This window comes from Paenibacillus sp. sgz302164 (assembly GCF_056120505.1).
Map to the genome: position 1 here is coordinate 321,573 of NZ_JBVYOL010000004.1, position 13,791 is coordinate 335,363.

Consider the following 13,791-nt stretch of genomic DNA (forward strand, 5'->3'; position numbering starts at 1 on the left):
GATGAGCGAACTGCGGCAAAGGCTGGAAGCCTTGACCCCTCAGCAGCGAAAACTGCTGGAACAGCGGATGAAGATTCAGGGAAAAGAGCTTGAAACGTTTTTGGCTACGGACAATGCCAATGCCGATCAGGCAAACGAACGGGTATCGCAATCGGCAGACCATGCGGTTCCTTTTGTACCGAAGCGCCGCAGAGAAGGAGCAACGATGGATTTCAGCATTTTCTTTTTCTCCGGCGACGGCTCGACGGTAGAACCGGACAAATACGGCATGCTGATGGAATGCGCCAAGTTTGCGGACCGGCACGGCTTCCCGGCGGTGTGGACGCCTGAGCGGCATTTCGAGGATTTCGGGGGATTGTACCCGAATCCGTCCGTTCTTAGCGCCGCTCTGGCAGCAGTGACCGAACGGATCGAGTTGAGGGCGGGAAGCGTCGTGCTTCCGCTGCATCATCCGATCAGATTTGCGGAGGAGTGGTCGGTTGTAGACAACTTGTCCAACGGGCGTGCAGCGGTTTCCTTCGCATCCGGCTGGCACCCGGCCGATTTTTTGCTTGCCCCCGTACAATCGCCCGACTATTACGAGCAGCGTAAAGATGAAATGTTCCGGTCGATTCGAACGGTACAAGCTTTGTGGAGAGGAGACGCCGCTCCGTTTACGGACATGTTCGGAACCATCCGGGAAATTCGAACCCTGCCTCGCCCGATCCAAAAGGAGCTGACGATATGGATTGCCACCAACGGAAGCGAGGAATCTTATCGGCACGCGGCTGAAATAGGAGCTAACATTTTAACGGGATTTATGGGCAATAACTTTGGGGAGCTGGAGGAAAAAATTGCGAAATACCGCGAGATGCTTGCAGCGAACGGATACGATCCCGGCTCCCGTAAAGTGGCGGTGATGCTGCATACTTGCCTCGGTGAAAGCAACGAGGAAGTGCGGCGGCTGGTGGAACAACCGTTAAAGGAATATTTGAAGACGTTTTTGCGGCAGCAAAAGAACATCTCGGCATTGTACGATACGATGACTGCTGCGGATCTGGATGCCATCGTCAAGCAAGCGTTCGAATCTTATTTTCATTTCAGCGCGCTTCTTGGCACGAAGGAAAAGTGCGAGAATCTTTTGCGGATTTACAGGGATATGGATGTGCAGGAGATTGCCTGTCTGATGGACTTTGGCGTTAGCCGGGAAATCGTGATGAGGACGATGCAGCATATAACCGAGCTGCGGCAAACATTTGTTCAAACAAAGGAGCCGATGAGATGAAAAGCTTAACGGATCGCATTCATTTGTTAACGCCTGAACAGCGGGCTTTGCTCGAAAAGAAGCTGAAGGCGAGGCAGATGGATTCCATACTGAACAGTATGATAGGTTCTACCATTCCGAGAAGAAATCATACAGGGGCGAGTCCGTTGTCGTACGACCAGGAGCGGCTGTGGTTTATGAACCGGCTCCATCCGGATTCGTATACGTACAACGTTTACGGAGTAGGGCGAATAACCGGAACGATCCATTATGAATGGCTGGTGGAAGCGATCAATGCGGTTCTTGCCAGGCACGAAGGGTGGAGAACTATTTTCGATCCCGTGGAACCGCTGCAATATGTGATGCCTGAACTGCGTTTAACGGTGCCGATCGTGGACTTGCGGGAGACGCCGGAGCATTTGAAAGAATCCGTTGTGCAAAAGCTGATGAGAGAAGAAGTACAGCGCGTATTCGTTCTGGACGAAGGACCGCTGGTTCGTTTTAAGTTGTTCTACTTATCGGATACGGAAGCAAAGCTGGTATTGACGGTTCATCATATTGTGAACGATTTGATTACGCTTTCGATATTTTTCGAAGAAATGGCTGTTCATTATTCGGCTTATGTGAGAGGAGAACGCGTCAGCCTTCCAGAACCGCCGATTCAATATGCGGATTATGCGGAATGGCAGCGGAAAGATTTGCAAGGAACGAAGAAAGAAAAGCTGCTGCAGTTTTGGAAAGAACAACTGAAGGACTGCTCGTACATTTTGGACATTCAAACGGACTATCCGAGACCTCCGGCCATGAACTATCTGGGAGAGCGGGTGTTCATTCATACGCCAACCGAAGTGTTCGATCGTCTGAAGGCGATTGCTCAGCAAGAACAGGCGACTAACTTTATGATCATTTTGACCGCATTTTACATCCTGTTATACCGTTATACGGGACAGTCCGATCTTTTGGTCGGAACCCCTATTGCGAACCGCAATCTTCCCGAGCTGGAAAGAGTGATGGGCTATTTTTTGACCATGGGAACGCTTCGCGCCAACATGTCCGACGACATGACGGTCATGGAATTGCTGCATCAGGTGAGGGAAACGCTGAAGGAAGTTTTCAATCATCAGGAGCTGCCTGTCGGATTGCTGCTTGACGAGCTGCGCATTCCCCATGACCCCAGCCGCAATCCGCTGGTGCAAGCCGTTTTCGTGTATGTCGATACGCCGAATGAAAAAACCGGCACATCCGCTATCGCGGGGATGGAGGTGGAGCAAGAGGATATCGATGGAGGAACCGCCAAGTACGATATTACGATTGGAGTTGCAGAAACTGCGAAAGGCTTGACCGGCTTTCTTGAATATCCGACAGAACTTTTTCGCCGTGATACGATGGAGCGTATGGCCGGCCATTGGTATCAATTGCTTGGCAGCATCGCGGAAAATCCCCATCAAACGCTGTCCGAGTTGACGATGTTGACAGATGAGGAGTACAGGCAAATCGCGGTCGAGTGGAACGCGGCAAGCGACCCTTGCGATTTGACAAACGCCTGCCTTCATCGCAAGTTTGAGGAACAAGCGGCACGGATGCCCGATCGGACGGCCATTCGCTTTGAAGGGGGCGAGCTGACGTACCGGGAATTAAACGAACGAGCCAATCGTCTTGCCCGAACGCTTCGGGCCAAAGGGACCGGCCCCGGGGAGAGGGTAGCGGTTATGGCGGAACGCTCCCTGGAAATGGTGATCGGCATTTACGCCATTCTGAAAGCCGGCGGCGCGTACGTGCCGATCGATCCGGAGTATCCGCAGGAGCGCATCCGTTTTATTTTGGAAGACTCCGGGGCGAGGCTGCTGCTGATCCAGGAGCGTTTGCAGGATCGCGCCGCCTTTGACGGTCAGCTGTTGAATCTGAACGATCCCGCATTGTTCGATCAGGAAGCGTCCGATCTGGAGCAGACAGCTGCGCCAAACGATGTTGCTTATTTGATTTATACGTCGGGATCGACCGGGAAACCGAAAGGCGTTATGGTCGAGCACCGATCTGTTGTTCACCTGTTAACCCGGATGGAGCGGGAATACCCGCTTTTGGCGGAGGATGCTATTCTCTTCAAAACGACGTATACGTTCGATGTTTCGGTGTCGGAGCTGTTCGGATGGTTTTTTGGCAATGGCAAGCTTGTTATTTTGCCGCAAGGTCAGGAGAAGGACCCGGTTTCTTTGCTCAAGGTGCTTGAGGAGGAGAACATCACGCATGTAAATTTCGTCCCTTCCATGTATAGTCCGGTTTTGAAAGTGCTGCAAATGACCGATTGTTCCAGATTCCGGGCGTTAAAGTACATTTTCTCTTGCGGTGAAGCTTTGCCTCCTGCATTGGCGGACGAACATCACAAGCTGCCATGGAATGTTAAATTGGAAAATATATACGGGCCTACCGAAACGACGGTATATGCAACACGGTACGCTACCGGAGCGGGACAAGGCACATCGGCTTCCGTTCCGATCGGCAAACCGTTTGACGGCTTGCAGGCATGGATCGTAGACCGTTCATTGCGATTGCAGCCGATCGGCGTGCCCGGCGAACTGTGCATCTCGGGAGAAGGGGTGGCCAGGGGCTATTTCAACCGGCCTGAGCTAACCGCCGAGAAGTTCGTTCTTTGTCCCTTTGCGCCAGGCAAGCGAATGTACCGAACGGGCGATCTGGCGCGATGGCTGCCGGACGGCAGTATCGAGTTTCTGGGACGGCTCGATCACCAGGTTAAAATTCGCGGGTACCGGATCGAGCTGGGCGAAGTGGAGGCGCAGCTTTTGAAGGTCGACGCTGTGCGGGAAGCGGCTGTGACGGCTTGCGAGGACGCCGCGGGACAAAAGCGGCTGTGCGCCTACTTCGTGGCGGATAAGGAGATCAGCGCAAGCGAGCTGAGAACCGCGTTGTCGCAGGCGCTGCCCAACTACATGGTGCCGGCCCACTTCATGCAGTTGGAGCGGATGCCGCTGGGTCCAAGCGGCAAAATCGACCGCAAAGCTTTGCCGGCGCCGGAAGCCAGCCACCGTCCCGAGACGCGGTATGCCGGTCCTCGTACGGTTTTGGAGCAGGCGCTTGTCTCCATCTGGCAAGAGGTTCTCGCCGCCCGAACGGTCGGGATTTACGACAGCTTTTTTGATTTGGGTGGAGACTCCATCAAAGCCATTCAGCTGTTCTCCAAGCTTTTCCATGCAGGATACAAGGTGGAGATGAAGGATCTGTTTCAAAACCCGACTATCGCTTCATTAAGCCCGTACGTTCAAACGGCCAGTCACATGGCGGAGCAGGGGGAAGTGACAGGGGAATGCGGGCTGACGCCCATCCAGCACTGGTTTTTGGAGCTTGGCCTGGCGGAGCCGCATCATTTCAATCAAACCGTCATGCTTTACCAACCGCACGGCTTTGATCAAACGGCGCTTCGGCAGACGTTTAGCAAGCTTGTCGAGCATCATGACGCTTTGCGATTGGTGCTGCGCCCCACCGGGAATGGATTGTCTTTATATAATCGCAGTATGAAAGAAACGGAAGAACTGCTGAGTCTGAGTATGTATGATTTCACTTCGGTCCAGGACTTTCAGGCAGAGGTTGAGGCGAAGACCCGCGAAATCCAAAGAAGCTTCGATCTGTCCGACGGCCCTTTCATAAAATCAGCTTTATTCCGCTGTCCGGATGGCGATCATTTGTTCATATGCATTCATCATCTGGCGGTAGATGGAACGTCTTGGCGCATTCTTTTGGCTCATTTTGCGATGGCTTACGAACAAGCGGCAAAAAATCTGCCCATCCGCCTGCCCGCCAAAACAAATTCGTTTCTCCGATGGACCGAAGCATTGGCCCAATATGCCAACAGTCCCGCAATCGAAAAAGAATGGCCTTATTGGCAGCAAATCGAACAAGCGGAAGTGCAGGCGCTGCCAAAAGATCATCCTGAAGAAACCGGGATGAAGGTTGCAGAAATCCGCACGGTGACGGCGATATTGCCGGAGCGGGAAACCGAGCAGCTGCTGAAACAGGCGCATCACGCTTACAATACGGAAATGCAGGATTTGCTGCTCGCCGCGCTCGGTATGGCTATGGGCGAGTGGACAGGCATGAAGCAGGTGCTCGTCGGCCTGGAAAGCCACGGCAGGAAACCGGTTCAACCGGATCTGGATGTTACGCTTACGGTAGGCTGGTTGACAAGTATGCATCCGTATTTGCTGCAAACCGGGTCGGATATGCCGATATCCCGGCAAATCATTAACGTGAAAGAAAGCAGGCGGCATATTCCGCATGAAGGAATCGGTTACGGGCTTTCCAGATATTTGGCAAAGGCAAAGCAGACGGATGCAGGCCGTTTTCAGACCGATCCGGAAATCGTCTTTTCCTATTCGGGCCAAATGGAGCTGGAAAAAAACGAACTGTTGCAGCTATCGCCTCTATCCGGCGGCGAAAACATAAGCGGCAGTGCGAAGCTGAACCATCTGATCGGCATCCATTGTTTTGTCTCCGGCGATGTACTGAAGATTGCCGTCGATTTTAACGGCAAGGCTTACCGCCAAAGCACGATGGAGCTGTTCGCCGAACGAATCAAATCGAGTTTGCAGCAAATTATTGCCCATTGCATCGCTCAGAAGCGGACAGTGCTTACGCCAAGCGATGTACTTGTTAAGGGCATGGAGCTGGAAGACCTGGAACAGCTTGCAGCGAGCACGTCAGACATCGGGGAGATTGAACATGTTTTCGGGCTGACCTCCATGCAAAAAGGGATATTATTTCAATGTCTGCTGGTCCCCGAGTCCCGGGCGTATTTTCAACAAGCTACCTTTGATCTGCTTCAGGACCTTGATGTTCCACTTTTTCAAAAGAGCTTGAATTTGCTTATGCAGCGGCATCAGGCTCTGCGGACAAATCTGTATAATGGTTGGAAGGACGAGCATCTGCAAGTCGTATTCAAGAAGAAATCCTGCGAGTTCCACTACGAGGATTTGCGGGATCGGAGCCGGGCGGAGCAAATTGCTTATATGGAGGCATTCAGACAAAAAGATAAAGCGCGGGATTTTAACTTTTACCGGGATTCGTTCATGCGGGTTGCGATTTTGCAAACGGAGGACCAGGCTTACCGCTTTATCTGGAGCTTCCACCATATCGTCTTGGACGGCTGGTGTTTTCCCATGATGACGAACGAAGTGTTCGACAGCTATCGCGAGCTGGCGAGCGGCCGGCAGCCGGCCTTGCCTCCTGCGGCGCCCTACAGCGAATATATGGCCTGGCTGGAACGACAGGACGTTGAGGCGGCCGCGAATTATTGGACCGACTATTTGAAAGGGTTCCATTCCCGGACGATGCCGATGAAAGCGAACCCGCCGGGAACTGTGAAAGAGTATCAGGCCGAAAACCTGGTCTGCGCGCTGCAAACAGAACTGAGCGATTCGCTTCACGATACAGCCAAGCAGCATCAAGTCACCGTTCATTCATTGATCCAAACCGCTTGGGGCGTTCTGCTGCAAAATCATAACTTTTGCCGGGATGTCGTATTCGGCTCCGTCGTATCCGGAAGATCGGCGGAAGTCAAAGGAATCGATTCCATGCTCGGCATGTTTATCAATACGATTCCCGTACGCTTCGCCTGCGATGGGGACGAGCGCTTTAGCGATGCGATGAAGCGTACCCAGCAGCTCGCGCTGGCATCCGGCGAATTCGAAACGTACCCGCTTTACGAAATTCAGGCGAGAAGTGTTCCCAATCAACCGCTAATCACTCATATCATCAATTTCATCAATTTCCCTGCTTCGCAATGGGAAGGGATGAAGGGCGAGCAGCGCGAATGGAATTTCGACAACGCCCGTTTTAGCGAAGAGGTCAAATATGACTTTGTCCTGATCATTTCGCCTGCGCATTCATTGACCCTGGAGTATAACTACAATGCTGCGGTTTATGGTAAAGAAGCTGTAGAAACGTTGAACGATGCCTTCATTCAAATTTTGCAGCGAATTTCGGAAAATCCTCATATCCGCATCGATGATCTGCATCATCCGCATCGAAGCTCCTGGAGAAAGCAGGAGAAATTCTGGTTGGATAGATTGGCCGGCGAGTGGCCCGTATTGGATCTGCCGCTGGGTTATCCCCGGTCCGTCGCGCCTCTGGCAGAAAAGGGGAGGGATGCCGCCGAATTTATGATCGAGCCTTCATTGACAGAGGGACTCAGGATTTTGGCCGGGCAAAGCGGCAACACCGTGCACACGGTTCTTCTTGCTGCCTATACGATCCTGCTGTCTCAATATAGCGGACAATCGGACATTATAATCGGCATGCCTGTCGAAGCCGCGCCGTTCCCGGACCGCAAACCGGCGGTTCATCGGGAAAACACACGAGCGCTGCGCCATTTTCCGGAGGATCACAAACCGTTTTTTGCCTACTTGCAGGAGGTAAAAGAGTCGAATTTGAATGCTTCTTTGCATCAGGACATCCCTTTTGAAGTGCTTGCGGAAAAGCTTGGGGTCATTTCCGAAGAAAGCCTCATTCCGCTTATACAAGCCATGTTTGTGCGGCGGAAATATGAACAAATGAAGCCGCCATTTTCCTATGAAATCCATTCTGCAGCGCATAACCTCGCCGTGTGCGATCTTTGCCTATATGCGGTTGAAAAAGAAGAATATCTGTGCTGCCACCTCGAGTACAACGCGAAATTGTATAAGCCAACGACGATTGACCGCATGATGAAGGACTTTACAGCGCTGCTGCACATGCTCGTTGAAAATCCGCATTCCAAACTGGAAGAGTTTGATCTGTCAGACAACGCCGTGAATATGAGCCAGACCATCGATTTCCATTTCTAGCATCCAAACGCACATCGAAAGCCGCGCATCAGCTGCGGCTTTCTTTTTTGTTTCCGGAACCAGCGAAAGGTTCATATTTTGATAAGGTTCAGATGTTGAGATTTACAAGGGGGGGACGAAAAAATAGAATGGTAATAGATTCCAACTGACCTATTCGTAACCATCTTCAGGTCGATAGAGTTGGATGGATTGCTGAGAGGAAGGTGGAAAGATCGCGAAGCAGTGACATCACATCGGACAGCTGTCAGTCGGTATCAGTTCCGGTACGCCCAAAATAAAGGAGGAAATTCATGATGAAGCATTCTGTCGTTGTGCCCGTTAACCAGGACTATAACATTTTGAACTTGTTTACCGATTCTTTGATGAGAACCGTTGTTCCGGAAACCCAAATTATTTTTATTAATGACGGCTCCGGGCAAAATGTCCAGCAGCATCTGGAAAAACTGCAAAACGAAGCGCCGGCTTCCGTAAAGATTGAAATTATTCGCCATGACCATCCGAAGGGATGCGCCTATTCGATCAATGAAGCTTTGAGGATCGTTGAAGGTTCCTTCATTCATTTTCTGGATTCGGACATTATTTTGAACCGCAGCTGGCAGGACATGCTTGAGGAGACGTTGAACAGCAGCCCTTCGATCGGAATGGCCGGCGGTGTGCTGCTTTATCCTCAAACCGGCGGCATTCAACATTGCGGGATCACGTTTGCCGACACGATCGGACGTCACCTGTTCTTGAACGCCACTATAGAGGACATTCCGCGGGAAACTTTCCCGGTTCAGCTTGTCGTATTTGCGATGTTTTCGATGAAAAGGGAAGTCTATGAGAAAGTCGGGTTTCTGGACGAGAAGTTTTTCAACGGCTACGAGGATTTCGACTACCAAATGAGAGCGCGGGCAGCGGGCTACAGCACCGTCATTAATCCGGCCGTTCATGCCTATCATTGGGAGCGTAGCAGCGGCATTCACCGCAATTTCAACCGCAAAAACAACCTGGCCCGTTTCTGGAAAAAATGGGGTAATCACATTGAAACCGATCTGTGGGACTACACCTTTGCCAAATTGAAAGAACATGTTCTCGGAGCGGTCGGCCCCAGATCAAATATTGCTTATGTTGGCATCGATTTGGCTGAAGTGCGAAGCGATGCCGAGACGTTCTGGGAACAGCTGAGAGAAGCGAATCTGTTCGCCCTTTCCGAAGTTCACGACTATTCCAATCGGTTCAACTCTAACGGAGCGATCTGGCTGCCGCAGGTGCTGGGCAGGGATTTGGTTCATTCCCCGGCAAAATTCATGTATCTTGTCGACAATTTTACGAGACTGCTGGAAAACAGGTACTGGATTGAAATGCGCCATGCCAATCGCGGAGACGATCTGATCGTGGATTTGTACGGCAACGTAGTCTCGGTTGATCGGATCTATCAAAGCTGCTGGCCCGGAACGAAAGTTCGCTAGAAGCGGGTGGTGAAACATATGGAAACTCATGTTAAGCATGCAAAGTTTCACAAGAGCCTGCAGTGGCTTGAAGAGGTATCGGCGATCATTCCAGGCGGTACCAGCACGCTGGCCAAGACGCCGCAGCGGCTGTTTCCCGGCCATACCGCGATATGCTGCGCCGAAGCAAAGGGCTCCCGGTTCGTCGATATAGACGGCAACGAATGGCTTGATTGCGAAATGGCGATGGGAACAGCCTCGTGGGGGCATGCCCGGCAGGAAATTAACGTTGCCGTGATGCGCCAATTGAGCAAAGGGACAAGCTTTTCTACAGCGGCGGACCTGGAGCTGACGGCTGCGAAGCTCATTCTTCGGCGATTCGGCGGCCGATACGACGCGCTCCGGTTCGGCAAAAACGGCGCAGACGCGGTTAGCGGCGCCGCCCGCATCGCCAGAGCCCATACAGGCCGGGCGAAAGTGATGACGACTGCGTATCACGGTTGGCATGATTGGTCGGCCTACGGCTACTACGATCGGCAGGCCGGGAAGCTCGGCATTCCGGCTTCCGTCGAGGACACCACCGTGTGGGCCGGCGGCTGCAGCTCGGCGCAAATCGTCGAGCAATTGAAGGGGTATGAGGAGGACATGGCCTGCATCGTCCTTTGTCCTAACGAATGGGAGCCGGAGCCGCTGCGGGAAATTGTGCAGGTTAGCAAGGCGCGCGGAATCATCGTTATTTTCGACGAGGTGACGTCCGGCATTCGCATGGGCAAGCAGGCGACCGCAGGGGAATTTGATGTGTGGCCCGATCTGCTCTGCATATCCAAAGGGATGGCGAACGGACTGCCGCTCTCCGCTCTTTTGGGCAGTAGAGAGCTGCTCGATCTCAGCACGCAAGTCAAGTTCAGTACAGCGCATGCCGGCGAGACGATTGCATTGGCTGCGGCTATAGCGTGCGAGCAATTAATGGAGCAGGTTCCGGTATGGCCGAGCTGGCGGGAACGTGCCGTGCAGATGATGGGGCGCATGCGGACGAGTCTGATCGAAGCCGGGCTTGAAGACCAGCTGGAATTGAAAGGAACTTACGCGAGTTTTTGCATACGTCATAAACGCTCGGACGATTTTTACCGCGATCCGTTCCGCGAATTTCTGGTCAAATCGCTTGCCGGAGCAGGCATCTTTACGAAAGGCTATTTTATCTTTTCCGACAGCCACACGGAAGAGGAGCTTTCCTATATTGAGCGGTCGGCAGTGGAAGCGCTTCATGCATGGAGCAAGAATGAAAGTCAGCTTATCTTATAATGGAGGTTTAATCCTAATGAAAGCGATCGTTTATGCGGATCATAAGAAGGTCAAATTGATGGAAATGGACGAGCCCGTCATTCAATCTCCTACGCAAGTAAAAATTAAAATTTTCGGTTCCGGCATATGCGGCACGGACTTAAACGTCGTAAAAGGTAAAATTTTCGCCAATACCGGTACGATTATCGGCCATGAAGGCGTAGGCACAGTCGTGGAAGTCGGCGACCGGGTCCGCAGTCTGCGTGTCGGCGATCGGGTCCTCGTCGATCCGACCCAATCCTGCGGCATTTGCTCCTACTGCCGCCAAGGCCAGCACTGCTATTGCGAAAATTTTGAGGATCATCAGGTAGGGATGACGACTCACGGCACGTTCGCGGAGTACTATGTCGGTGATGAAAAATATGCATACAAAATTCCCGATTCCATGAGCTGGGAAACGGCCATGTTGATCGAACCGCTCGGATGCGTGCTCAATACGTTCCTCAAAGCCGGCATCAAGCCGGATGACGCCGTGCTGGTGCTCGGATCGGGCGCGATCGGCTCGCTCTGCCAGCTTGTCAGCAAGCGGTTGGCGCGTCTGACAGTAGGGACGGAACCGAACGAATACCGCCGCCGGTTCGCGCGCACCATTGCGGACCATGTGTTCGCTCCCGATGAACTGACCGTCGAGAAGGTGCTGGCCATGAACAATAACCGCAAATTCGATATTGTCGTGGATGCAGTTGGCAATCAGCTGCACATGGCGCTGGAATATATAGGCAAGGGGGGACGTATTATACCTATGGGTTACGATGACGGGTATGAAGTCGCGATCAAGCCGACGGATTTCATTAATAACGGCATCAATGTGATCGGCAATGTGGCCAATCATCAAATTATCAGTATGGCCCTGCAGTTTGCCCGTAGTATGCCGGAGCTTGAACGGATGGTAACGGCCAAAGAGAAACTTGACAATTACGAGCAGGCATTTAATGAAACGATCGGTTACGATCTGCATACGGGAGAGCCTCGCCCCATGAGCTCGGTCAAAACCGTTCTCCTGTGCTAGGCAGGGATCTATGAAATTTTCCCAATTCCGTCAGCTTCCCGATAACCCGCGAGTTTCGATCTGGCTGGAGCCTTTATGGGCGATTCCCGGTACGATTGTGCTGTTCTACGCCCCCCTTTATATGAAGGGGGCGGGCTTAAACGAGATCGAGATCGGCATCATTAACTCCATCAACTTGTATTTCGCTTTCATCTTCCAACTGCTGGCCGGAACGGTGACCAACAAGATGGGCAGGAAGCGCACGACACTCGTATTCGATTTGCTGTCGTGGAGCGTTCCCATGTTTATTTGGGCTTTTTCCAACGATTTCTGGATGTTTATGATCGCTTATTTGCTTAATGCCACATCCAAGTTCGTTACGGTTTCCTTCAATTGTCTCATCATTGAAGATTTGGAGGAGAAGCAGCGTCCGCTCGTGTTTGGCATTATGAATATGATTATAACCGCAGCCGGGGTGCTGACTCCGATTGCGGGCGCCATCATAGCCAGCTACGGCATTATGCCGACGCTCAGAATCGTATATATCGCCGGCGGCATCAGCATGACCGTCCTGTTCTTCGTGCGAAACCGCCTGACCCACGAGACGGAAGCGGGCAGGGCGTTAATGGAGGCGCACAGCCGAATGTCCATCTGGGGCGGACTGAAAGACAGCTTGCATCTGTTCGGCAAATCGTTCCGCAGCCGGAGGCTGTTCCCGATTGTTGTGATTACGATCGTTTCCAACATTATTTTGCAGCTAAACTTTTTTCAGGTGATTTATCTGCAGGAACAGCTTGGTTTCGGCAACCGGCCGATATCGCTCATACCGTTTATTACGGCATTGACGATTATTGTCCTGTATGCGGTGCTGATCCCCAAAATGAAGGAACGCTCTCAAGAATCCCATCTTTCGTTTTCTATTGTGCTCTGCACGGCGGGTTCTCTGCTGTTTCTGTTCATTCCTGCAGGCAGTATGCCGATGCTGTTCATCGTCATCATGATTCTGGCTGCGGGAACCTTCATGCTGCAAACTTACAGGGACGCATTGCTGATGAATCGGCTCGGTTCGCACGACAAGGCGGACATGTTCTCCGCTGTACAGACGGTCATGTCGCTGATTGCCATACCATGGGGTTATTTTTCCGGGCTTCTCTATAACTACAAACCGACGCTGTTATTTGTTTGTATTTTCGTTTTGTATCTACTGCTGCTCGTGACCGCTTTCTTTTTGTCATCGGCTCATTTTAAGACGGCGGCAGGAAAATTCAAGATGGAAAACGAATCCATACACAGGCAATAAAATACAAACTTAAATGGAGATGAATATGAACAACAATCTGTTTCATGCCGAGGCCAGGAAGTCATTGACCTGGATGAATCCGCCCGAGCATTGGGCGTACACCGAAGAAGGGAGATTGATGGTCGAAGCCCCGCCTTCGGCGGATTTCTTTCAGGACCCGGCCGGCAAACATGTAGTAAGCTCAGCGCCGTATCTGCATTTCCCGGTCGGATCGTCATTCGAACTGACAACGCGGCTTCAGGTAGACATGCGGCATATGTATGATTCGGGCTGCTTAATGCTGATGGCGGATCATGCCAATTGGGCCAAGCTTTGCTTCGAATTCAACGGCGAGTATCCCACGATTGTTTCTGTCGTCACGCGGGACGGCTCCTCGGATGATTGCAATTCGGAGCGTGTTACGGTCGATAACCCTTATTTGCGCATTACGAAAGCGGGGTCGTGCATCTCTTTCCATTATTCGCCGGACGGGGAGGAGTGGAGGCTGATCCGGTATTTCGGGATGAATTTGCCTTCCGACATCGTGGCGGGCGTCGTGGCGCAATCCCCGAAGGGAACAGGCTGCCGGGTCCATTTTGACTATTTGCACGTAACGACGCCTAACGCGGACAGCCGCTTTTAGATGTGCCGATATGAAGCTGAGTGGAGGGACTGGA

Annotated in this window: 7 protein-coding genes; all 7 read left to right on the plus strand. The window is 52.1% G+C overall.

What is annotated here, in order from left to right:
* Position 1: 1 nt before the first annotated feature.
* The 7 genes from AC0LWT_RS09445 to AC0LWT_RS09475 all read left to right on the plus strand — a co-directional run bounded on the left by AC0LWT_RS09445 (position 2) and on the right by AC0LWT_RS09475 (position 13,757).
* Complete coding sequence (locus AC0LWT_RS09445) at positions 2-1,264, plus strand: MupA/Atu3671 family FMN-dependent luciferase-like monooxygenase (protein ID WP_474680971.1); 1,263 nt, start codon at positions 2-4, stop codon at positions 1,262-1,264.
* Positions 1,261-8,076 (plus strand): amino acid adenylation domain-containing protein, encoded by a 6,816-nt coding sequence (locus AC0LWT_RS09450; protein WP_474680972.1) that lies wholly within the window; start codon positions 1,261-1,263, stop codon positions 8,074-8,076. Before AC0LWT_RS09445 ends, AC0LWT_RS09450 begins: the two co-directional genes overlap by 4 nt.
* Positions 8,077-8,366: 290 nt before the next feature.
* On the plus strand, positions 8,367-9,527 hold the full coding sequence (locus tag AC0LWT_RS09455; RefSeq protein WP_474680973.1) for a glycosyltransferase family 2 protein: 1,161 nt from the start codon (positions 8,367-8,369) through the stop codon (positions 9,525-9,527).
* 18 nt (positions 9,528-9,545) lie between these two features.
* Complete coding sequence (locus tag AC0LWT_RS09460; RefSeq protein ID WP_474680974.1) at positions 9,546-10,808, plus strand: aminotransferase class III-fold pyridoxal phosphate-dependent enzyme; 1,263 nt, start codon at positions 9,546-9,548, stop codon at positions 10,806-10,808.
* A gap of 16 nt (positions 10,809-10,824) precedes the next feature.
* Positions 10,825-11,856 carry a zinc-dependent alcohol dehydrogenase gene (locus AC0LWT_RS09465; RefSeq protein WP_474680975.1) on the plus strand — a complete coding sequence of 344 codons (1,032 nt, stop codon included), beginning with the start codon at positions 10,825-10,827 and terminating at the stop codon, positions 11,854-11,856.
* A gap of 10 nt (positions 11,857-11,866) precedes the next feature.
* A complete protein-coding gene (locus AC0LWT_RS09470; protein WP_474680976.1) occupies positions 11,867-13,135 on the plus strand; it encodes an MFS transporter in 1,269 nt (422 codons plus the stop codon).
* A 25-nt stretch (positions 13,136-13,160) separates the two neighbouring features.
* A complete protein-coding gene (locus AC0LWT_RS09475) occupies positions 13,161-13,757 on the plus strand; it encodes a DUF1349 domain-containing protein (protein WP_474680977.1) in 597 nt (198 codons plus the stop codon).
* Positions 13,758-13,791 lie beyond the last annotated feature (34 nt).